This is a genomic window from Duganella sp. Root336D2, from assembly GCF_001425005.1.
In the GTDB taxonomy this organism is placed as follows: domain Bacteria; phylum Pseudomonadota; class Gammaproteobacteria; order Burkholderiales; family Burkholderiaceae_D; genus Rugamonas.
On record NZ_LMDB01000012.1, the window covers coordinates 729913 to 750238 of the forward strand.

21 protein-coding genes are annotated in these 20326 nt (G+C 62.9%); 4 read left to right on the forward strand and 17 right to left on the reverse strand.

From position 1 onward, the window contains the following. Nucleotides 1-9: 9 nt before the first annotated feature. Genes fliJ through fliF form a run of 5 tightly spaced genes read right to left on the reverse strand, consistent with a single transcriptional unit; the run spans nucleotide 10 to nucleotide 5363 of the window. A complete protein-coding gene (gene fliJ, locus ASD07_RS13485; RefSeq protein WP_055931840.1) occupies nucleotides 10-450 on the reverse strand; it encodes a flagellar export protein FliJ in 441 nt (146 codons plus the stop codon). 34 nt (nucleotides 451-484) lie between these two features. After that, the gene (fliI, locus tag ASD07_RS13490) at nucleotides 485-1888 is read right to left on the reverse strand and encodes a flagellar protein export ATPase FliI (protein ID WP_055930733.1); all 1404 of its coding nucleotides are present in this window, start codon (nucleotides 1886-1888) and stop codon (nucleotides 485-487) included. 1 nt (nucleotide 1889) lies between these two features. Beyond that, nucleotides 1890-2636 carry a flagellar assembly protein FliH gene (gene fliH / locus ASD07_RS13495; RefSeq protein WP_055930736.1) on the reverse strand — a complete coding sequence of 249 codons (747 nt, stop codon included), beginning with the start codon at nucleotides 2634-2636 and terminating at the stop codon, nucleotides 1890-1892. Next, a complete protein-coding gene (gene fliG / locus ASD07_RS13500) occupies nucleotides 2636-3634 on the reverse strand; it encodes a flagellar motor switch protein FliG (protein WP_055930739.1) in 999 nt (332 codons plus the stop codon). The genes fliH and fliG overlap by 1 nt, the downstream gene beginning before the upstream one ends. Then, nucleotides 3627-5363 (reverse strand): flagellar basal-body MS-ring/collar protein FliF, encoded by a 1737-nt coding sequence (gene fliF, locus ASD07_RS13505; protein WP_055930743.1) that lies wholly within the window; start codon nucleotides 5361-5363, stop codon nucleotides 3627-3629. Before fliF ends, fliG begins: the two co-directional genes overlap by 8 nt. 169 nt (nucleotides 5364-5532) lie before the next feature. Between fliF and fliE the strand changes: the two genes are divergently transcribed. After that, nucleotides 5533-5874: a flagellar hook-basal body complex protein FliE gene (fliE, locus tag ASD07_RS13510; RefSeq protein ID WP_055930745.1), complete on the forward strand. Its 342-nt coding sequence runs from the start codon at nucleotides 5533-5535 to the stop codon at nucleotides 5872-5874. A 72-nt stretch (nucleotides 5875-5946) separates the two neighbouring features. Here fliE and ASD07_RS13515 read toward each other — a convergent pair whose 3' ends face one another. The 8 genes from ASD07_RS13515 to ASD07_RS13550 all read right to left on the reverse strand — a co-directional run bounded on the left by ASD07_RS13515 (nucleotide 5947) and on the right by ASD07_RS13550 (nucleotide 13887). Continuing rightward, nucleotides 5947-6681: a flagellar brake protein gene (locus ASD07_RS13515; RefSeq protein ID WP_082507339.1), complete on the reverse strand. Its 735-nt coding sequence runs from the start codon at nucleotides 6679-6681 to the stop codon at nucleotides 5947-5949. Nucleotides 6682-6707: 26 nt separating this feature from the next. Further along, entirely contained in the window at nucleotides 6708-7064 is a 357-nt protein-coding gene (locus tag ASD07_RS13520; RefSeq protein ID WP_055930750.1) for an EscU/YscU/HrcU family type III secretion system export apparatus switch protein, read from the reverse strand. Beyond that, nucleotides 7051-8331, reverse strand: a complete 1281-nt coding sequence (locus tag ASD07_RS13525; protein ID WP_055930753.1) for a flagellar hook-length control protein FliK — start codon at nucleotides 8329-8331, stop codon at nucleotides 7051-7053. Before ASD07_RS13525 ends, ASD07_RS13520 begins: the two co-directional genes overlap by 14 nt. 14 nt (nucleotides 8332-8345) lie before the next feature. Next, on the reverse strand, nucleotides 8346-8672 hold the full coding sequence (locus ASD07_RS13530; RefSeq protein ID WP_229207138.1) for a flagellar protein FliT: 327 nt from the start codon (nucleotides 8670-8672) through the stop codon (nucleotides 8346-8348). A gap of 12 nt (nucleotides 8673-8684) precedes the next feature. Further along, the gene (fliS, locus tag ASD07_RS13535) at nucleotides 8685-9122 is read right to left on the reverse strand and encodes a flagellar export chaperone FliS (protein ID WP_055930756.1); all 438 of its coding nucleotides are present in this window, start codon (nucleotides 9120-9122) and stop codon (nucleotides 8685-8687) included. Nucleotides 9123-9143: 21 nt separating this feature from the next. Continuing rightward, nucleotides 9144-11798: a flagellar filament capping protein FliD gene (gene fliD / locus ASD07_RS13540; protein ID WP_229207139.1), complete on the reverse strand. Its 2655-nt coding sequence runs from the start codon at nucleotides 11796-11798 to the stop codon at nucleotides 9144-9146. A 177-nt stretch (nucleotides 11799-11975) separates the two neighbouring features. Next, entirely contained in the window at nucleotides 11976-12350 is a 375-nt protein-coding gene (locus tag ASD07_RS13545) for a flagellar protein FlaG (protein WP_055930759.1), read from the reverse strand. Nucleotides 12351-12426: 76 nt separating this feature from the next. Then, complete coding sequence (locus tag ASD07_RS13550) at nucleotides 12427-13887, reverse strand: flagellin (protein WP_055930762.1); 1461 nt, start codon at nucleotides 13885-13887, stop codon at nucleotides 12427-12429. A gap of 344 nt (nucleotides 13888-14231) precedes the next feature. Here ASD07_RS13550 and ASD07_RS13555 point away from each other — a divergent pair, with 344 nt between their 5' ends. After that, a complete protein-coding gene (locus ASD07_RS13555; RefSeq protein ID WP_055930765.1) occupies nucleotides 14232-14855 on the forward strand; it encodes a hypothetical protein in 624 nt (207 codons plus the stop codon). Between the two features lie 49 nt (nucleotides 14856-14904). Here ASD07_RS13555 and ASD07_RS13560 read toward each other — a convergent pair whose 3' ends face one another. The 4 genes from ASD07_RS13560 to ASD07_RS13575 all read right to left on the reverse strand — a co-directional run bounded on the left by ASD07_RS13560 (nucleotide 14905) and on the right by ASD07_RS13575 (nucleotide 18924). Then, nucleotides 14905-16482, reverse strand: coding sequence for a GGDEF domain-containing protein (locus tag ASD07_RS13560; RefSeq protein WP_055930767.1), 1578 nt, complete (start codon nucleotides 16480-16482; stop codon nucleotides 14905-14907). 113 nt (nucleotides 16483-16595) lie between these two features. Then, nucleotides 16596-17243 (reverse strand): response regulator transcription factor, encoded by a 648-nt coding sequence (locus tag ASD07_RS13565; RefSeq protein ID WP_055930770.1) that lies wholly within the window; start codon nucleotides 17241-17243, stop codon nucleotides 16596-16598. Beyond that, nucleotides 17236-18315: a sensor histidine kinase gene (locus tag ASD07_RS13570; RefSeq protein ID WP_229207140.1), complete on the reverse strand. Its 1080-nt coding sequence runs from the start codon at nucleotides 18313-18315 to the stop codon at nucleotides 17236-17238. Before ASD07_RS13570 ends, ASD07_RS13565 begins: the two co-directional genes overlap by 8 nt. A gap of 27 nt (nucleotides 18316-18342) precedes the next feature. Next, nucleotides 18343-18924 carry a hypothetical protein gene (locus ASD07_RS13575; RefSeq protein ID WP_055930776.1) on the reverse strand — a complete coding sequence of 194 codons (582 nt, stop codon included), beginning with the start codon at nucleotides 18922-18924 and terminating at the stop codon, nucleotides 18343-18345. A 39-nt stretch (nucleotides 18925-18963) separates the two neighbouring features. Here ASD07_RS13575 and greB point away from each other — a divergent pair, with 39 nt between their 5' ends. Then, nucleotides 18964-19527 carry a transcription elongation factor GreB gene (gene greB / locus ASD07_RS13580; protein ID WP_055930779.1) on the forward strand — a complete coding sequence of 188 codons (564 nt, stop codon included), beginning with the start codon at nucleotides 18964-18966 and terminating at the stop codon, nucleotides 19525-19527. Between the two features lie 117 nt (nucleotides 19528-19644). Beyond that, nucleotides 19645-20325 (forward strand): YIP1 family protein, encoded by a 681-nt coding sequence (locus tag ASD07_RS13585; RefSeq protein ID WP_055930782.1) that lies wholly within the window; start codon nucleotides 19645-19647, stop codon nucleotides 20323-20325. Nucleotide 20326 lies beyond the last annotated feature (1 nt).

A 20326-nucleotide genomic window follows, 5' to 3' on the forward strand; every position in this document is an offset into this window, starting at 1 on the left:
CGAATCGGTCTAGCGTTTGAAAAATGCCTGGCGGGAGGCGTGTTCGTCCATGGCCTTCTGGTCGCGCTTGGCTTCCTTCTTGAGCTCCTGGGCTTCGGCCCGGTCGCGCAAGGTGGAATACGACATGCGCTTGCGTTCAGCGTCTTGCCACATTTGCTTCTCCTGGTCGCCGCGCACCTTGCTATGGCGCAGCACTTCCTGCTGGCCCTGGATCGCAGTGTCCAGTTTCTCCATGAAAGCCTGGAAATTGCGATACGCCATGGGTGTGATGCCTTGCTGCTGCGAAGCATCGAAGCGGCGGCCATATTCGTCGCGGTAGCCAACCAGCATGTTCAGCTTCTCTTCCGCCTCGGCCACGGCCTTCAGGGCCGCGCCGAGGCGCTTGGCGGCATCGTCGGTTTCCCGCTGCGCCAGGTCGATCAGGGTTTCAAGTTGCTGGGTAGAGGCCATGATGGTCAATTATATGCAAGGCCAAACGCGCCAATCAGTCGAATAGAGTGGTTAACTGGCCCAAGCTCTCGGGCATGTTGACCTGCTCGGTAATTTGCTGCTGCAGGAATTGTTCAATCTTATCGTGCAGGTTGATGGCCTGGTCAAGCACCGGATCGGTGCCCGGTGTGTACGCCCCTACGGCAATCAGGTCGCGGCTGCGTTCGTAGCGGGAAAACAACTGTTTCAGCTTGCGCGCCTGGTTCTGGTGGCCGTGCGAGGTAATCGAGTGCATGGCGCGGCTGATTGACTGTTCGATATCAATCGCCGGGTAATGGCCGGCTTCGGCCAGGCGGCGGTTCAGCACGATGTGGCCATCCAGGATCGCTCGGGCCGAGTCGGCAATCGGGTCCTGCTGGTCGTCGCCCTCGGTCAGTACGGTATAGAAAGCGGTGATCGAACCGCCGCCCAGTTCGCCGTTGCCGGCACGCTCCACCAGCACTGGCAATTTTGCAAACACGGACGGCGGATAACCCTTGGTGGCCGGCGGTTCGCCGATGGCCAGCGCGATTTCGCGCTGCGCCATCGCGTAGCGGGTCAGGGAGTCCATGATCAGCAGCACGTTCTGCCCCTTGTCGCGGAAGTGCTCGGCAATCGCGGTGGAATAGGCTGCGCCCTGCATGCGCATCAGCGGCGGCGTATCGGCCGGCGCGGCCACGACCACGGAACGGCGCAAGCCTTCCTCGCCCAGGATCTGTTCGATGAATTCCTTGACCTCGCGGCCACGCTCGCCGATCAGGCCGACCACGATGACGTCCGCTTCGGTGTAGCGTGCCATCATGCCGAGCAAGACGGATTTGCCGACGCCGGAACCGGCGAACAGGCCCATGCGCTGGCCGCGCCCGACGGTCAGCATGGCGTTGATGCAGCGCACGCCCACGTCCAGCGTTTCCACGATCGGCGCACGGCCCAGCGGGTTGGCGGGGCGCACATTGATCGGCGCCGAATCGCTGGTCTGGATCGGGCCCAGGCCGTCCAGCGGGCGGCCGGCGCCATCGACCACCCGGCCCAGCAGTTCGGGGCCGACCGGCAGGTGGCGCGCGCGGTCGCTGGGGCGGCGGCGCGGGTGGTTGACGCTGCCCGGCTTGGGCACGCTCTGTTCCACCGGGAACACGCGGGTGCCGGGAATGATGCCTTCGACATCGCTTTGCGGCATCAGGAACAGTTTGTCGCCTTCAAAGCCGACCACTTCGGCCTCGACCTTGCCGCCGGAGGGCAGGGGCACGGTGCAGGCGGCGCCGACGGCCAGGCGCAGGCCGACCGCCTCCATCACCAGGCCGGCCACGCGCGTGACGCGGCCCGACACCTGCATCGGTTCGACGAAGTCGATCAGGGTGGCGCAATCGTTCAGGTAAGAACGCCAGCGGCCTGCGTGCACTTGTGGGTCGGCGGCGCCCATCTCAGTCGATCCAGTCCAGGTCCTTGCCCAGCGCAAGGCTCAGGCGTTGCCAGCGCGACTGCACCGTGGCATCGATCTGGTTGGAGGCGGTATCGACCTTGCAGCCGCCGCGCTCGATGGTCGGGTCGTCGATCACGCGCCAGCCGCCTTTGTCGAGTTCTTCGGCAATGCCTTCACGCACCACGGCAGCATCCTCCGGGTTCAGGATCAGCAGCGCCGGCTGTTGCAGCACCGGCAGGTATTCGATGGCTTCGCGCACGATCGGCAGGATCAGCTCCGGCTTCACGCGCAGGGCGGTCTTGATCATGCCCTTGGCCAGGTGCAGCGCCAGTTCCAGCACTTCGTTGCTGATGGCCTGGTCGGCGTCGCGCAGCGCGGCGCTGAAGTTGCCGGCAATGTCGCGCACCGGCGCGATAGCCTGCTCGGTGGCAGCGCGCGCCTCATCCAGCGCCTGTGCGGCGCCGTCGTCGTGGCCGGCCTTGAAGCCGGCCTCATAGCCCTGCTGGCGCGCTTCCTCGCGGATGGCGGCCAGTCCTTCTTCGCTCGGATAGTCGGGGGCGCGGGGCTGCTCCGCCGCGTATTCTGCCTGCGCTACTTCTGCCTGTGCCGCGGCTTCTTCAGCGGCAATGGCGCGTGCTTCCTCTTCCTCGCGTTCGCGCTGCGCCAGTGCGCTTGGGCGCGTGTCGCCGAAGGATTGCAATTCCCAGCGCTGGTACGCGGTCTGCTGTTCTTTTGGAATATTCGCCATCAAACGAAGGAATCCTCGCCCTTGCCGCCCAGTACGATCTGGCCTTCATCGGCCAGGCGCCGCACGATCTGCAGGATCTGCTTCTGCTGCGTCTCCACTTCGGACAGGCGTACCGGGCCTTTGTTCTCCAGGTCTTCGCGCATCATTTCCGAGGCACGCGCCGACATGTTCTTGAAGACCTTGTCGCGCAAGTCCGGCGACGCGCCTTTCAGCGCGATGATCAGCATTTCGGACTGCACTTCGCGCAGCAGCAGCTGGATGCCGCGGTCGTCGACGTCGATCAGGTTGTCGAACACGAACATCTCGTCCATGATCTTCTGCGCCATGTCGTTGTCGTAGTTCTTGATGTTGTCCATCACGTTCTGTTCCTGCTCGCCGGACATGAAGTTCAGGATCTCGGCCGCGGCGCGCACGCCGCCCAGCGTCGATTTCTTGATATTTTCATTACCGGACAGGAGCTTGGTCAGCACGTCGTTCAGTTCGCGCAAGGCCTGCGGCTGCACGCCGTCCAGCGTGGCGATACGCAGCACCGCATCGTTGCGCAGGCGGTCGGTGAAGTGGCCCAGGATTTCGCAAGCCTGGTCGCGCTCAAGGTGGACCAGGATGGTGGCGATGATCTGCGGGTGTTCGTTGCGGATCAGTTCGGCCACCGATTGCGAATCCATCCACTTCAAGGACTCGATGCCGGAGGCATCCTTGCCGCCCAGGATGCGCGACAGCAGCACCGAGGCCTTGTCGTCGCCCAGCGCCTTGGTCAGCACCTGGCGGATGTATTCGTCCGAATCGATGCCCACGGTGGAGGCGGCCGCGTACTGGTCGCGGAAATCGTCCAGCACGTCGACCACCATCTCATGCGGGATGTTCTTCATGGTTGCCATCGAGGCGCCCAGTTTCAGCACTTCGCGCGGGCCGAGGTATTTCATCACCTCGGCCGCTTCGCCTTCGCCCATCGCCAGCATCAGGATGGCGGCCTTTTGCAGTCCGGTATTCTCAGTCATTGTTGCCTATCCATTCCTTGATGACGTTGGCGACGATGCGCGGATCTTCCGCGGCCAGTTTCTTCGCCAGCGCCAGGTTGTCGCGGTAGGTGCGGGCAGTATTTTCTTCCATCTTGGCGATCTCCTCCGCCAGCATTTCTTCCGGCGTCGGGCCCAGCGGCTCGACGATCGGCGCTGGTTCCGGTTCCGGTTCCGGCTCGTTGATCGCATCGATCTTCTTGAACACCGGACGCATCATTGGACGCACGATACGCAGCAAGATGTAGAGCAGGATCAAGGCCGTGATCAGGAACTTCGCCAATTCCTTGGCCAGCGGCAGGTTGGCCGGGTCGCGCCACCATTCCAGCGCTGCTTCCGGCTCCCTGTCGACGCCGTCGAATGGCGCATTGGCCACGCTGACGGAATCGCCGCGGTCCTGGTTGAAGCCCATGGCTTCCTTGACCAGGCTGTTGATCTTGGCCATTTCGTCAGCACTCAGCGGCTTGACCACGACCTTGCCGTTTTTATCGATGGTCCGACGATAGTTTACTACGACGCCGACGGTCATGCGCTTCAGTCCGGCCATTGCCTTCTGTTCATAGCGCACGGTCTTGTCGACTTCGTAATTGGTTGTCGATTCCTTATGGCTGGGGCCGGTCGCGGTGCTCGCCGCACCCGTGCCCGGCTGGCCCGGCGCACCGGCAGCGCCGGGCGGGGTGGTGGTCAGCGGGGCGGTGGCGACGCCGGGCGGCTGGTTCGACAACGCACCGGGAATGCCACCCGGATTGGCGTTGGCATTGCCACTGGTCTCGCTGCTCTGCTGGCTGCGGATGGCGGAAGCGGCTGGCGGCGAATTCGGCTTGTACGTTTCAGCGGCCTGTTCGATGGCGGAGAAGTCGACGTCGGCCACCGCTTCCGCGCGCACATTGCCTTCGCCCACGATCGGCGTGATGATCGATTCGACCTGCTTGATGACTTGCTTCTGCATCTCCTGCACGTATTTGAGCTGGGATGCATCGAGGTTCTTGGCGTTGTTGGCCGCGTTGCCGTTCTTGTTGACGTCGGACACCAGGTTGCCGGCCTGGTCGACCACGGTCACATTGGCCGGCGACAGTTCCGGTACGGAAGAGGCGACCAGGTGCACGATGGCGCTGACCTGGGCTGGATCGATCATGCGGTTGGCATGCAGTTGCAGGATGACCGAAGCGGTTGGCTTCTGCTGGTCGCGCACGAAAACGGATGGCTTGGGCAGGGCCAGGTGCACGCGCGCCGACTCGACGGCGCCGATGGATTGGATGGAGCGCGCCAGCTCGCCTTCCAGCGCGCGCTGGTAATTGACCTGTTCCAGGAATTGCGACACGCCCAGCTTCTGGTTTTCCATGACTTCAAAGCCGACATTGCCGCCCTTCGGCAAGCCCTGCTGGGCCAGGCGCAGGCGCACATTGTGCACTTGCTCGGCCGGCACCAGGATGGCCTGGCCGCCTTCGGCCAGCTTGTACTTGACCTGCATCTGGTCCAGCGCAGCGGTGATGGCGCCGCCATCCTTGTCGGTGTAATTGGCGAACAGGACCTTGTAGTCCGGCTCCTTGTTCCACATCCACAGGATCAGGATCAGCGCCAGGATGCCCGCCACAGCGGCGCCGCGGACCACCATCTTGCCCATTGGGGTGCGGAAGAAGGCGAAGCGGCCCTTGGGGGCCTGCTGGGCTTCGGGATCGTCAATATCGATTTGTTCGGCGGCTGCAGCCATGGGTTATCACTGTGGGTTAATGGGCCTGTTGCACATTATCAGGCGATGTTGCGCCCTTTAAATGCCTGAACAGGCGGTCGTTTGCCATCCTGCTCAAGGCTATCCCCTTGCTTTCACACGGGTATTCTGGAAGCCTGAAAACAGGAATATTGTATCTTGGAGTCAACTAATGAGAACAGGCGGAATTGATTCTAGCCAAATCCAGGCCATGATCGCCCAGCTTCATGCGGCGGCGACACGGCCGGCAGCGACGCCGCCGGCGGTCCAGACCGAGAAGGTGGCAGAGAAGCCCGACTTCACCAATGCGCTGAAAGGGGCGCTGGACGCGGTGCAGGCCAGCCAGGACAAGGCCGAAGGCCTGACCAAGCGCTTCCAGATGGGGGACGATTCAGTCAACCTGTCGGACGTGATGATTTCGATGCAAAAAGCCAGCATCAACTTCCAGGCCACGGTGCAGGTGCGCAACAAGCTGGTGCAGGCCTACCACGACATCATGAACATGCAGGTGTAAAAAGTCGGTGCCAGGTCTGTCATTTGGACATTTCGCTTGCGAAATGTCCAAATGACAGACTTGGCACCGACTTTATTCGAGGCCGGCGATGCGGGCGTTGCGTTCGCGCTCGAGCTTGGTGATGTAGCGCTGCACGGCGGTCAGCGAGGAGCGCGGCATGTCGACGAACTGGCAGCCGAGGCGGCGGTTGGTTTTGTTGTTTAAAAGCGTCAGGTCCAGCGAGTTGCGGATCTGCAGGCCAGTGGTAATCGTGGCCACTTCAGGTAATTCAATGCGGCAGTCGCTGTAGACCTTGCCGATCGTGTCGCCCAATTCCAGGCTGTTGTCGAGGATCGCTATGCCGCCGCAACTGATGTCGGACAGCGGGAACGGCTTGCTGCCGCCACCCAGTTCCGCCGGCTGCGGAATCAGCACGCGCACAGGATTGGTGACCGGTGTGGCAATGCGGTAGTACTCGCGCCGCTGCAGCCGCACCAGGCTGGCCGGCAGCGGCATCCTGAAGGCCGGGCTGCCTTCAAAGGTGGTCGATTCGATCTGCTCGCCGCTGAACATGATGCGGATCTTGTCCAGCGTGGTTTCGAAGGAAAGCCGCTTGGCGCCAAGGATGCGGCGGTTCTGGTCGGGGCTGATGGAGCAGTCGAGGATCACGTTGCCGCCCTCGGCATCGACGTCCAGGATGGACGTGACGCACACATCGGACTCGCCTTTGATGAGCATGCGAATCAACTGGTTCTTCTCGCCGATACTGCGCAATAGCGCGGCGATCTCGCGGCGCGAAGCAACCTCGAAATCATGCCAGTTTTCCATGTCCGATTCCGAAATATAGCTGTGCATCAAAGTCCGTTTTTGGGCGCTTCAGTCGGTACGCTGAGATCGGGTGCCGCGGGCGCGGGCTGGCCAGTCTTTTGCGCTGCTTCAATATGATAAAGCCACGCTAACAGTTCCGCAATTACACGGTAGAGCAGTGGCGGGATCTGGTGGTCCAGGTCCACTTCCATCAGCAGCGATACCAGCTCCTTCGACTCGTGGATGTGCACGCCGTGCTCGGCGGCAACCGCGATGATTTGCTCCGCTACCAGGCCGCGTCCTTTGGCGACGACTTTCGGCGCCGCCTCGCCGCTCTTGTAGGCCAGGGCCACCGCGCTTTGCAGCGGCTTGCGCGGCTGCTCGCTATTGTCACTCGGCGCCATCTTTGTTCTCCGCATTGATGGCAAGCGAGGCCAGCGGTGCACCGGCGGCGTCCATGGCTTGCTGCAAGGCGCTGGCCCAGGCGCGCAGCGTGGCGGCCGTGTCTTCCGAGCCGGACTGTACCGCGATGTGCACCTGGTCGCCGACCAGGGTGACGTTGGCGGCGACCTTGCCCAGCATCGGGAAGCGGAAGCGCACACCGCTGCGCCAGACCGGGTCGGCTTCACCCTCGCGGCCTTCGCCGCGACCGCCTTTGCCGCCGGCTTCGCCTTGCTGCTCGCGTTCCACCAGCCATTGCATCTGCTGGCCGGGCCAGGCTTCGCCTTGCCACATGACCTTGCCCTGTTCGTGGGTGTGCAACTGCTGGTTGATCATCTGTGCGGCGGACAGGTCGGGGCCGGCCAATGCCTTCGCTACCGCATCGGCCTGGCCTTGGGCCGCGCCCTGTGCGGCGGCATGGCGCTGCATCTGCGGTTCGCGCTGCAAGTCCTGCAGCGGTCGCTTGCCTTCAGCCCATTCGGCGACGTGCGATTCGTAAAACAGGCCACTGTCGCCGAGGGCGCGCTGCAAGCCCTGGCTGAGCTTGCCGGTGTCGGGCGGGCCGCCTGCGCTCAGCGCCGTCTTGCCGTTGATGGTGACCGGCACGCCGGGCGTGGTGTAGGCCGAGGCCAATGCGCTGGCGATGGCGCGCGCGGCCGGGCTGAGTGCGGCTTGCGGGGTGTCCTTGCCGAGCGAAGGCAGCTGGTCGGCCGGCACCAGCGGGGCTTTGCTGAGCAGGGCGGCACCCGGACTCAGCGCACGGCCCTGGGCTTGCGCGGCGCCGGCCTGGCCGGCCTCGGCCCCGCCCGCTGCCTGCGGCTGCTTGCCGCTCAGGTTGAGGATGGCCGCTTCCTGCGAGGGCAGGCGGGCGTTCTCGGCCGGCATGTCGGGCATCAGGTCGCCGCTGACAAAAGTGGCCATCTGGCCTGCCTGCGGATTGCCGGCGCCCACCTGCAGGGTGGCGCGCGGCTGGCCGCTGACAACGGTCAGCGGCAGTTCATCGCCGCTGCTGATGCCGTTCGGCAGCAGCATGCGCGCATTGGTGTCAGCCACGCGCACCAGGAAGCTGCCATCTGAAAATTTGCTGAGGACCTGGGCGGGCAGGGTTTGCCCGACCATTTGCGAGAGGGCGCGCTGGAAGGCTTCCTGGCGCGGTGCGGCAACGGCCGGCGCGGCCGATGCCGCAGTCGTTGCACCGACACCGCGGACATCCAGGCGCGGGGGCAGCATGGCAGCCGCCCCGCTCAGACGGCGCCGTAGGCGGCGGCCAGGCGCCGTTCAGTGCCGGTGTTGTTGATCAGTTTGGACAGCTGCGCCATCCATGGCATGGTCAGGTCGCGGATCTGGCGGTCGTCGTCCAGCATCTGCTTGATCAGGCCCAGCTTTTGCTGGCGCTCGCCGGCGTCCAGCACCACGGTTTCTTCATTGCCACGCAGCAGGGCGACCTGGGCCGCTACCTGGCTTTCCAGCACTTCCAGTCCGTCCCAGTCGGACATCGTTGCTGCCGCCACCATCTTGTGGGTCAGTGCTGCCATGGCGCCGTAGGCGGTCAATACTTCCACGTTCGTCATTGTCGTCCTCTATTACATGCTGGCCAAGGCAGCAGTCTGGGTATTATTGGTTGCGGCCGGGTTGCCGCCGATCTGGTTCCAGGTGTCGCGCAGGTCGGCCAGCAGGCTGCGCACTTCTTCCAGGAGTTCCGGGCTGTTCTGGATGTTCGCTTCCAGCAGGCGGCGGCTCATGTAGTCGTACAGGGCGTCCAGGTTGCGTGCGATCTCGCCGCCGGCTTCCTTGTCCAGGCTGGCGCGCAGGCCGTCGTCGATGATGCGGATGGCTTTCGAGATCGCCTTGCCTTTTTCCTGCACATTCCCGGCATTCATCTGGGTCGCCGCAGTCATGATCGCAGCCAGGGCACCGTCATACAGCATGACGATCAGCTTGTGCGGCGAGGCGGAGCTGACGCCGGTTTCCAGGCCGACTTTCGCGTAGGCGTTGACGCCGCGTGAAGTAGTTCCAAACATAATCTCTCCTTATTCCTGCGCTCAGCCGTTGGAGGCGATGGCCGCCAGTTGCTGAGTCAAATACGCTTGCGTGCTTTGCATTTTCGCCAGGGTGGCATCGAGCCGGGTGAACTGCGTGCGGTAGCGTTTTTCGATGTCGTCCAGCTTGGAAGAGAAAGCGTCGCGCTGCTTGGTCACGTCCTTGATGCTCTTGTTCAAACCGTCGGTCACGGTGGTCAGCAAGCCCTTGCTGCCGAGGAAGGAAGTGGCCAGGTTGTTGAGCTGGTAGGCATAGCCTTGGGAGAACGAGACGGTGCCGCGGTCGCCCAGGGCACCGCCGGTAATATCGATCTTCAAGCCTTCCGCGTCGGTACCTTCGGCGCCGGTCAGCGACTGGCCGGTGCCGACCACGGCCTTGCCGCCCAGGGTGCCCGCGACGTCGGTGCCGGCCACCGCCGCGGCGCCGCCGAACACGCTGTCGACGCTGCTGCCGGTGACACTGGTCAGGGCGATATTCGAGGCCGAGCCGTATTTGCTGGACGACAGCACCAGTTTGCCGCTGCCGTCGATGGCGGCGGTGACGCTGGAGCCGGTATCCGAGAAGGCTGCCGTGCCGTTGATCGACGACTGCACGATCTTGGCCAGTTCGGCCGGCGCGTAAGTGCCGGCCGGGATGGTGACAGTGGCGATATTCTTCGAGTTGCTGGGCGTCGTGTCATTCAAGGTCACCGCCCAGGTGGTGTTGGCGGCAATCGTCGTGCTGCCCAGCGCTGCCGAGCTGGTCAGTGCACCCTGGCTGGCCAGCGCCGTGATGTTCAGGGGGTAGCTGCCCGGCTTGGTTTTCGCGGTCGAACTGACAAAGCTGACGTTCGGGTCGGTCGCATTGCCGATGGCGGTAAACAGGCCGGCGATGTCGCCGAAATTCTTCTCGATTGCCTTGTTCAGCTTGGCGTCGTCCAGGCTCAGCGTGCCATCTTTGGCAAAGGAAATGCCCACCTGGCCCATATTGGTCAGGCTGCCGGACAGGCCGGTGACCTGCCCGCTCATCATGCGGCGCAGTTGCGCCTGCATCGATTGGGCGGTCGGGTCGCCCTGCAGCGCGCCGGCTTTCTTGGTTTCCGGGTCGTAGGCGGTGAGTTTCTTCAGCGCACCGTTGAGTTCGTTGTATGCCTTGACGAAGGCCGTCAGGTTGGTCTTGACGCTATTGGTATCGCGCGCAACATTGAGCGTCGTGCTGCCGACCTGGTTGACCGTCAGGCCTACGCCCTGGATCGATTCGTTGACGGTGTTGGAGTGGCTGCTGACGGCAATGCCGTTGACGGTCAACTTGGTATCTTGGGCGGCACTGGTCTGCTGCATCGACTGGGTGCCGGCCGGGTCATAGCTGAGCAGGCTGCTCAGGGCGGAGTCCGGCGGGTTGCTGCCGTCACCGCTGAGGCTGATCTTCATGGCCGCGTTTTCGCCGGTCTTGTTCGAGGTCAGCACCAGGCGGTACGGGCTCGCGCTGCCATCGGAGACGATGGTGGCGGTCACACCCATGCTGGCTTTGTTGATGGCGTCGGCCACGCCTTGCAGGGTGTTGTTGGTGCTGTCGATGACGACCGAGCCCGATGGCTGGCTGGCATCCTGGCTGAAGCCGCCGCCCAGCATGCTGCCGCCGGTGCCGGCAGTCAGGCCGGCTGCGGCCGGATTGTTGCCGGCGATGGTAATCGGGCTGCCGTTGGCCGAGGTCAGGGTGACGCTGCTGGCCGACGCGTACGTGGCACCGGCATTCGCGGCGCCGGCCGCGGTCTTGGCGCCGCCGGTGGTACCGCTTGCCGTTTCGGTGATGCCCACGCTGGCGCCGCTGGCGCTGCGGAATTCCAGGGTGCCGGCAGCGGCAGTGCCGGTAAAGGTGATGCCTGCGGCTGCGAGGGCGGTCGCGGTGGCGCCGCCGGCATTGGCCAGGTCGGCATCGAGGGACGCGGCCGTGACGCCGGCACCGGCGGCGACGCCAGCACCCTGGCTGGCGATTGTGACGTTGCCTACTTTCAGCGCGTAGGAGCCGCTGCCATCGGTGGCCACGTCGCCAAAGGTCGAGAAAATATTCGCCACGCTGGCGGTGACGCCGGTGGTGCTGGTCTTGTCATTGATGGCATTGGCCAGCGCGGTGGCGCTATTGGTCCCGCTTGAGGTTGCAATGGCGGTGCCGTTGATGCTGAGCGAGCCGTTGGCCAGCCCGTTGCTCAGCATTGATGAGCTCAAACCCGTGCCTTGCAGGCCGAAGCTGCCGCTGGCCGAACCGAACTGGAAAGACAGGGTGGTCGAGCCGCCCAGGCCGATGGTCGACGTCTTGCTCGCCAGGCCGGTGGTCATCAGGGTCTGCGCCTGGGCCAGCTGGCTGACATTGATCTTGTAGTTGCCCGCCACCGCCTTGCCCGAAGCGCTGGCAGTCAGCAGGTCCTTGTTGCCTACCGTGGTCGAGAAGCCTTTGAAGGCGTTGGCCGAGGTCAGGCCGCCCAATGCGCTCTGGAACACGCCGACGGCGGCGGTCAGCGAACCGAAGGCGCTGACCTTGGCCTGGTAGGACGCGGCCTTGCGGTCGTAGCCCGCCAACGGCGCCGCTTCGGCTGCCATCAGTTTGTCGACGATGTCGTTGACCTGCAAACCGGATCCGATACCGGGGGATGACAGTGCTGGGGTGCTGGAAAGGGCCACGGCAAACTCCTGAGGAAACAAGATAAGTCTAACTTGTTTACGGCAGATTCAAAGGGGACTTGAGAGGGGGAAATACCTGTTTATTCCTGTCCGAAATGACAATCTGGCCAGGAAAGCATAACGTAAAAAAGCCCGGGCTGCCGCATGGGCAGGCCGGGCCTTCGCGAAGCTGCCGGGTCAGGCTTGCTGGTCGACCAGCAGGCCGCCCTTGCGGGCATCGATCGACTTGGCGATCTGCAACGCTTCCGGGGTCGGAATCTGTCGCAGTACTTCCTTGGTGCGCTGGTCGATCACTTTCACGATGGTGCGCTTGCTGTCGTCGTCGATGGAGAATTCCAGGCCTTGGCCGCGCTCCTGCACCGACTTGTTCAGCTTGGCGACCGCGTCTTCCACATCCTGCTTGGAAGGCGTCGCCTCCTTGGCCTTGACGGCATCGACGGTTTCCACCGCGGCAGCTGGGCTGCGGCCTGCCACCGGGAGGGCCACGAAATCCGGGACCGCGATGCCACGCTCAGCCCGCGGCGCAGTAGCAGTAATTGAATCGATAGTCATACAGACCTCCTACGGAAAATTCCCCGGTCCGGCGAACCGGAGCGGGGAACCGCTTTTTTAGCTAGCTGTCTGGCGATTAGCCGCGCAGCAGGCTCAGTACGCCGTTAGGCAGCGAGTTAGCCTGGGCCAACATGGCGGTACCAGCTTGTTGCAGGATCTGGCCGCGGGTCAGGCTTGCGGTTTCTGCAGCAAAGTCGGTGTCCACGATACGGCTACGCGATGCAGACAGGTTCTCAGTCGTCGCGCTCAGGTTCGAGATCGTCGAGGAGAAGCGGGACTGCAGTGCACCGAACGAAGCGCGCTGGCTGTTCACCGATGCCAGGGCGGCGTCAGCGATCTTGATTGCCAGCTGGGCGTTGTCGAAGGTGGTCACGTCCAGGGTTGCGACCGACTTCAGGGTCGAACCGCCCGCCAGGCTGAAGCCGGTTGCAGCGGCTTCAGTCACCGAGAACGAGTTCTCGGAGTCCATCGTCACGCGGCCCATCACGGTCGAGACAGCAGCAGCAGCGGTCATCGCGTTGGCAGCACCGTTCAGGGTACCGGTAGCGGTGTAGTTCTGTGCGCTGGCCACCGTGTTACCGCCAACTTTGGTGTTGGTCAGCTTGATGTCGGAGCCGGTCGAGTGCGACAGCTTCAGCTTGTTGTTGGTCTCGTCGTACTGGGCGGTAACGCCGGTCTTGGACGATTGCGCATTGAAGGCATTGATCGCCGAAGCGTAGTCGTCAGCCGAGTTGGCACCGGTGCCGACGGTGAAGGACACGGTCACTGGGGAGCCAGCGTTGTCGCCTTCGACGGTCATGGTGTAGGACTCAGCGCCCAGGGTCAGTGCCGCGTCGGTTTTGGCCGAAGCAGTGACGCCGGTGTTGGCGGTCTGCGCATTGATGCTGGCAGCGACCGACTTGGCGGTGCTGGTAGCGGCCAAGGTGGTGATGGTTGCCGAACCGCGGGAACCGTTGATGGTAGCGGTGGTAGCAGCCGAGGTGTTGGCAGCGGTCACAGCAGCTGGAGCGCCTTCAATACGGTTGTCGCCGTAGGTGCTGGTCAGGAAGTTGGCGCCAACAGCCTGGATGGTCTGGTTCGCGTCAGCACCGACCTGGAAGGTCGCGGTGCCCATCGAGCCGTCCAGCAGGTTTTTGCCGTTGAAGTTGGTGGTCTGGGCAACGCGGTTCAGTTCCGATGCCAGTTCGCCAACTTCAGTCTGCAGGGCTTGACGGTCCGAAGCCGAGTTGGTGGCGTTGGACGACTGCACCGCCAGTTCACGGATACGCTGCAGGATGTCGCCGGAAGAAGCCAGCGCGCCTTCAGCGGTCTGGGCCAGCGAAACGCCGTCGTTGGCGTTGCGCATTGCCTGGTTCATACCGCGAATCTGGGAATTCATACGGTCCGAAATTGCCAGGCCAGCAGCATCGTCCTTAGCGCTGTTGATACGCAGGCCGGAGGACAGACGTTGCAGGGAGGTCGACAGGCTGCTCTGGGATGCGTTCAGGTTGCGCTGCGAGTTCAGGGACGAGATGTTGGTGTTAATTACGGAAGCCATGGTGTTTCTCCATTCGGTACTACTGATTGGGCAATTTGCTCATTCACTTTGGCCCGCCACGCTGTGCTGTGACGATCAAGCCGCTGTTGTAATGGGTAACGGTTGCCGCATGGGAACCTTTAGCGCGATTTAGCTGCTAAATCGTGCTGTTCTTACCCTCAAGTTGCCTACGCAGTGCCGCTTAAACGGCGGGCTTTTGGTGAACTTTAGACCGAAAAAAAATATTTTTCACGCGCAAAAAAGTTTTCGCGGGCCGTGAAATGAAGGTGTTTATTGTGGGTAATTAACATTTATAATGGGAAATATATTAGGTATTATGCAATTTCGATAACTCTTTATTAACCATGATGCGTAAAATTTCTCAGCAATGGGCTGCAGCCTTGTGGCTGGCGGCCTGTACCCAGGCTTCCGCCGGTGTCCTGCCGGTGGTCGATGTCAATAATCCGGTCAGCTGGCCGGGCGCTGCGGTCGATGTGATCCATAACCATTACCAGCAGCATTTTTCGGCCACCCAGTCCGGGCTCCTGTCGGGTTTCGGTATCTTCGCAGCGCCTGGCTATACCTGGCAAAGGACCAGCGTCAAGATCAAGATCGGCGGCGGCGACCACTGGCAGACCGATGGCTGGCTGGCCCAGATCACCCCGAGCCTGGACGGCTCGCTGGTGGATTTGACGGGGTTTGCTTTGCACGTCAATGCCGGCGACGATATTGTCTTTGACGTGGGCGGCGGTGGCAGCGCCTTCATGGTGCAGCATGGCTTGGGGGCGCTGTACGAAAAGAATAACTTTTCGGATTTTCCTTCGCGTCAGACCGGCCGCTCGCTGGCCTTCACCACCTGGATGATCCCGGACCCGGCCGTGCCCGACCCGACTGCTGATGTGCCGGCTCCTGGGGCCGGCATCCTTACACTGCTGGGCTTGGCGATGCTGGCGCTGGCACGGCGCTTTCCGGCGCGCCGCGTGCACTAAATGAAAAGAGCCCGCTATGTGCGGGCTCTTCAGCTTTAGCGCTGGCTTGTTATCCCGCTACAACGACGCGGTTCTTGCCGGACTTCTTGGCCTTGTACATGGCTTCATCGGCGCGTTTCACCAGGTCGGACTGGCCTTCGTGCGGGCGGCGCAGGGCGACGCCGGCGGAGAAGGTGATCAGCACCTTCTCGTTTTCATGCATGAAGAAGTGGCGGGTCAGTTCGCGCTGCAGGCGGGTCATGGTGGCCTCGGCGGCCTCAATGGTGGTCTCCGGCAGCAGGATCAGGAATTCCTCGCCGCCGAAGCGGGCGATCACGTCCATCGAGCGCAGGGTTTCCTTGACCACCTTGACCAGGTGCTTGAGCGCATTGTCGCCGGCGATATGGCCCATGGTGTCGTTGAGCTTCTTGAAGTCGTCCAGGTCCAGCACGGCAATGCAGAGCGGGGTGCCGCGACGGTCGGCGCGCGCGGTTTCGCGTTCGAACACGTCGTCCAGGCCGCGCCGGTTCAGCGAGCCGGTCAGCTGGTCTTCGCGCACCAGTTCGCTCAAGTGCTGCAGCTTCGCTTCCAACGCGTGGATGCGCGCTTCGGCGTCCTGCACTTCCTGCCGCGCCACCATCATATTGTCGCGTGCCTTCAGCGCCTCGCTCTGCACCTGGCGGGTTTCCTTCAGCACGTCGTCGAGGATCTGGTTGAGCTCGCCGATATCGCGCGCAGCGCGGATCTTGTCGGAATAGCCACCGATCTTTTCGTGGAAGTCGCCGGTCGAGGTCGCTACTGCGCCAAGGCGGTCGATGAAGGTCATCATCATATTCTTGACGGTGGCCTTGACGTCGGTGATCGAGTGCTTGAGCTGGCTCTGCTTATAAATGACGTCTTTCAGGCTGCGCGTGGCTTCTTCCAGCGCGCGCTGGTCAATCGGGCCGGCAATCAGGTTTTGCACGGCGTCGATTTGGCCGCGCAGCCAGGAGTCGTCGTCCAGCAGTTCGCTGACGTTTTCCAGCAGCAGGCGGAACAGGCGCAGCAGCAATTCCTGCTGCTCGGCAGTGTCGCCGCTGCGGATCTCGATCTGGTAGCACAGTTCCTTCAGGCGCGTGCCGATCTCGGCCAGTGAAGCTTCGGTATGGGCTTCCTTGGTCGCGGCGCCCAGCGATTCGGCTTCCGCCACCAGGTTGGGACTGTCCGACAGCAGTGAGGCGACGGCAAAGGTCAGGGTGCGGCTCAGCAGTTCGCGCAGCAGGCGTGCCTGCTCGTTATTCTCTTCGGGCACCAGGCCGCCCGCGCCCACTTTCACCAGCGGGCGTTCGGCCAGCGCGGCCAGGGTGCGGGCATAGGTATCCCAGTCGCGCGCCTTGACGGCGCGGTTGAAGCGACGGCCGAAGTCGGCCAGGTCGCCCGGCTGGTCGGTCAGGCGGGCGGCGAACTGGGCCAGCATGGATTCTGCGGGGCTTTCCTGCACCACAGGTGCCGGCGGTACCGGCACGATGCCGGCGATTTCATTGTAGATGTCGCGATACGCGTCTGGCGTAGGGGCAATCCGGCGCACAGCGAGGCGGCGGAATGCCTCGCGAGCGATATCAGCCGGATTCATGTCCGCCGCGGCTGGATTGGTGGGTTTGCTAGACATCTGACGTACAGCCTTTACTAAGGTTTACCGATTACCAGCATATTAAGCCACTGCCCAGTTGCGCGATTTAGTGATAAACGGGAGTAAATGTGCTTACTTCCTGGCATCATTTTCTAATCGATCAGCTGGTTCTTGATGGCATAGTGCGTGAGCTCGGCGCTGTTCTTCAGGTTCATCTTGGCCAGCAGGCGGGAGCGGTATTCACTGACGGTCTTGACCGAGAGTGACAGCTCCTTGGCGATGGTGCCTACGGTTTTGCCGGAGGCGATCATGGTCAGGGTCTGGTACTCGCGGTCTGACAGCGTTTCGTGCGGCGCAGTCTGGTGGTCCTCGCCGACATGGTTGGCTAATTCCTGGGCCAATGCCGGGCTAACATATTTTAACCCCGCTGCGCACTGGCGGATTGCATTTACTAACTCTTTCGGTGCACTTTGTTTGGTGAGGTAGCCGGAGGCGCCGGCTTTGAGTGAGCGGATGGCGTATTGGTCTTCCCGGTGCATGGACAACATCAGCACGGACAGTTCAGGCTTGTCCTTCTTGACCTGCTTCAATACTTCGATGCCGTTGCGATCTGGCAAGGAAATGTCGAGTAGTAAAACATGGCAGCCGGACTTGCGGAACAGCTTGATCGCATCGAGGCCATTTTCCGCTTCGCCGGCAACGACAATGTCCCTGGTTTCGGCCAGGATTTGCTTCAAGCCTTCGCGCACGATGGCATGGTCGTCGGCAATAAAAACTTTGATGACGGCTTTTTCACTCATGGCCCATTGTAACGTCTGGGGCGCTGGCCGGGAGGCGGATTTTGATCGCCACTTCGGTGCCGCCGCCGGCAGCGTGGACCAGGTTCAGCGTACCGCCCAGTGCCCGCGCACGCTCGGCCATCCCGCGCAGGCCGAAGGAGTCGGGCTTGGCGCGGTCGGCCGGGTGGATGCCGCGGCCGTTGTCGATAATCTTCAGGGTCAGCATGCCGCGGCTGCGCGTCAGCTTGACTGCCACGGCGCTGGCTTGCGCGTGCTTGGCGATATTGGTCAGTGCTTCCTGCGCGATGCGGAACAGGGCCGCCGCCTGCTCGGGATCGAGTTCGAGCTCTTTCATGCTGGCCTGCAGGGTGCAGGCAATGCCGGCCTGGGCTTCGAATTCCTTGACCTGCCATTCGAGCGCGGGCAGCAGGCCGAAGTCGAGCACGGAAGGGCGCAAGTCGAGCGTCAGGCGGTGCACCGCGTCGATGGTGCGGTCGACCAGGGAGTCGACGTAGGCGGCCTTTTGCTGCAGCGTTGCATCGCCCTGCGGCAGGCGCGAAGCAAGCATCGCCAGGGCCATCTTGATGGCGGTCAGGTTGCCGCCCAGGTCGTCGTGGATTTCGCGCGCGATGCGTTCGCGTTCCTGCTCCTTGACCCGTTCGATGTGGGCGGTCAGCTCGGCCAGGCGGGCGCGGCTGGCACGCACTTCAAGCTGCTCCTGCTTGCTCTCGGTGATGTTGGACATCATCCCTTCCCACTGTACGCCGCCATCGGGCAGGGCGTGCGGGGTGCTGCGCAGGTTGATCCATTTCACGTCTTTCCAGGCCTCGACCCAGATGCGGCCTTCCCAGTTCCAGCTCCACAGCGCATTGGCGGAAGACTGCATCGACTCCAGGTAGGCGGGCCGGTCTTCCGGCAGTACCAGCGACAGGAAGCGTTCCGGTTCGGCCTGCAACTCTGCGGCATTGATGCCCAGCAGGGCCAGGCAGCCGTCGCTTAAATAGGGAAAGGACACGCTGCCGTCTGCATGACGGCGGAACTGGTAGACCAGCCCGGGAGCGTTGGCGGCGATGTTGTGGAGGGCGGTCGGCAAGGCAGGGCGCACGAGGTGGTTGAACGGTCAGCGGCGGCGCATGCGCCAGAACGCGCTGAAGCGGCGCAGTACGCGCATCGGGCGGGCCGCGAAACGGCCGCGGCGCCAGCCGGCACGCCAGCGGCGCAGGCGCTCGCGCGCGCTGTCGACCAGGGCGCGGCATTCGCGCCAGGCAGCGCTGGCCTTGAGGCGGGCGATCCAGCGTTGTTTCACTTCCATGAAGCGGCCATGCAGCCAGGCGAACCAGCGCAGGCGCAGCAAGGCTGGGCGGGTCAGGGCATACAGCCGCGCGACTGCCGCGGTGCCGGCCACTTTGGCCAGCACGAAGACGCTGATGCCCATGAAGGCATGGCCGCGCGCCATGGCGAACAGGGCCAGCAGCTTGACCGGGAACAGCATCAGTGCCGGCAGCAGGAACACGGCCATGGCGGCGGCCGGGCCCAGGCTGCAGATGATGCGCTCCAGCGCCCGCAGCGGCGGGAACGCGGAGAGCTTGAGCATCAGGCGCGCACCGAGATCCCACAGCCATTCCTCGAAGATCAGGAACAGGGCCGCCAGGTAGACGAGGGGGGCGAACAGGCGCCGCCTGAGTGTGTACAATCGCTTCATGTGAGTGCCATTATTGCACCAAATAATTAGAAAACGGTTATGAACAAAGCTTTTGTCAAAGAGGGCGAACAGGACGATGACGACGACCTGCCGCCGGGCGCGCCGCCGATTCCTCCCGGCTCCAAGAATTACCTTACGCCGGCCGGCTACCAGCGCATCAAGGACGAGCTGCTGCAGTTGATCGATGTCGAGCGTCCGGAAGTCGTGAAGGTGGTGCACTGGGCCGCGTCGAATGGCGACCGTTCTGAAAACGGCGACTATATTTACGGCAAGCGCCGCCTGCGCGAGATCGACCGCCGTATCCGTTTCCTGACCAAGCGCATGGACCTGGCCGAGGTGGTGGACCCGAGCATCCACCATGGCAACGACCAGGTGTTTTTCGGCGCCACCGTCACCTATGCCAAACGCGATGGCGAAGAGCACACGATCACCATCGTCGGCATCGACGAGTTCGATCCGCTGAAGGGCAAGGTGAGCTGGATCAGCCCTGTCGCCCGCACATTGACCAAGGCGCGCGAAGGCGACACGGTGCTGCTGCATACGCCGAACGGCGCGGAAGAGCTGGAAATCCTCGAAGTCAGCTATCCCGCCCCGGACGCCTGAGCAAAGCGATAGCCAAACAGCGCTGCGTCGCGGGCGATGCCCGCCAAAGTTCTATCAGTGCAAACTTGCCAAGTTGTTATAATAAATTTTTAATTAAATTTATGGCAAGGTGCGTGCATGGCATTCGCTCAACTGACGCAAGTCTTCTATGAACCGGCGGCCGCCTTCGCCGCGCTGAAGGAGCGGCCGCGGGCCTGGCTGCCGCTGTTCCTGCTTTACCTGGCCGGGATCGGCATCGTGGTCTGGTACTTCCAGGCGGTTGATTGGGATTGGATGCGGGTGGCTTCCCTGCCGCCGGACATGCCTGCCGAGCAGCGCGAAGCCGCCGCCCATGCCATGTCGCGCGGCATGATGATGGGATTCGGCATTGCCGGCGTGGTGATCGGCACGCTGGTGATCTTCAGCCTGTACGGCTTCTACTATTGGCTGGCGGGGAAACTGGCCGGCATGGAACTGGGCTTCAAATCCGGCTTTGCACTGGTGGCCTGGGCCTCGCTGCCAAGCCTGATCGGCGTGCCGCTGATGGCGCTGCAGATCGCCACCAGCAAGGGCCAACTGGCCCTTGAAAACGCCGACATGCTGTCGCTGAACTTCCTGCTGGTGCATGCCGCGCCGCATACGCCATGGGTCGGTATTGCCAGCGCGCTCAAAGTCACCGATATCTGGGTCATCGTGCTGAGCACGATCGGCCTGCGCACCTGGACCGGCAAGAGCACTACCACCTGCGCCATCATCGCCGCGCTGCCGTATGTCCTGATCTACGGCTGCTGGGCTGCCTGGATCCTGTTCAAGAACTGAG